Genomic DNA, 1227 nt, shown 5'->3' on the forward strand with positions numbered 1-1227 from the left:
GGGTTACGCCGCCGCCAACGCCTACCTCGACGCCCTGGCCCAGGAGCGCCGGGCCCGTGGCCGGGTCGCCACCTCGATCGCCTGGGGCCCCTGGGCCGAAGGCGGCATGGCGGACGACGAGATGGCGGCGGAGCTGAGCCGACGTGGTCTGCCGGCCATGGCCCCGGATGCGGCCGTGACGGCAATCGGCCAGGCGCTGGCGCTGGACGAGACATGTGTGGCCGTCGCGGACGTGGACTGGGCGCGCTTCGTACCGCCCTTCACCGCACTGCGGCCCAGCCCGCTGCTGGGTGACCTGCCCGAGAACCAGCGGCTCGCCGAGACGGCCGCCGCTACGGAGTCGGCGGGTGCCGAATCGGCGCTGCGTGGTCGGCTGACCGGCCTGACCGGGGCCGAACAGCTGCGACTGCTGCTGGGGGTCGTCCGGGCGCAGGCCGCGGTGGTGCTGGGGCACAACGGTGCCGGTGCCATCGGTGAGACGGCGACCTTCCGGGAGCTGGGCTTCGACTCGCTCACGGCGGTGGAGTTCCGCAACGCACTGGCGGGCGAGACGGGGCTCTCGCTGCCCGCGACCCTCGTCTTCGACTACCCGAGCCCGTCCGTTCTGGCCGAGCACGTACGGGACGAACTGCTGGGCTCCCAGGCACGGGCCGCGAGTGTTCCGGCAGCCACGGGCGGCTCCGTCGACGGGGACGACCCCATCGCGATCGTCGGGATGAGCTGCCGCTACCCGGGCGGCGTGCGGTCGCCGGAGGACCTGTGGGAACTGCTGGTGTCCGGGGCGGACGCGGTCTCCGGATTCCCGGTGGACCGTGGCTGGGACCTGGAGCGGCTCTACGACCCGTCCCGCGAGCGGGAAGCGGCTTCGTACGTCGACCAGGGCGGATTCCTGCACGATGCCGGGGAATTCGACCCGGTCTTCTTCGGGATCTCGCCGCGCGAGGCCCTGGCTATGGATCCCCAGCAGCGACTGCTGCTTGAGACCTCGTGGGAGGTGTTCGAGCGGTCCGGGATCGACCCGGCGTCGGTCCGTGGCAGCCGTACCGGTGTGTTCACCGGCACGAACGGCCAGGACTACACGGGTCTGCTGCTCGCGTCCCCGGACAGCGCCGAGGGACATGTCGGCACCGGCAATGCGGCGAGTGTGGTGTCGGGTCGGATCTCGTACACGTTCGGTCTTGAGGGGCCGGCGGTGACGGTGGACACGGCGTGCTCCGCGTCGCTGGT

At 72.1% G+C, this 1227-nt stretch carries 1 protein-coding gene; it reads left to right on the plus strand.

Annotated elements, in window-relative coordinates; all coding sequences use genetic code 11:
- The coding region (locus tag ACFVH0_RS40490) for a beta-ketoacyl synthase N-terminal-like domain-containing protein (protein ID WP_385828436.1) at window positions 1-1227 on the plus strand (1227 nt) is incomplete at both ends.

Origin of the sequence: Streptomyces sp. NPDC127117 (genome assembly GCF_042677325.1) — a bacterium.
Lineage (GTDB): Bacteria > Actinomycetota > Actinomycetes > Streptomycetales > Streptomycetaceae > Streptomyces.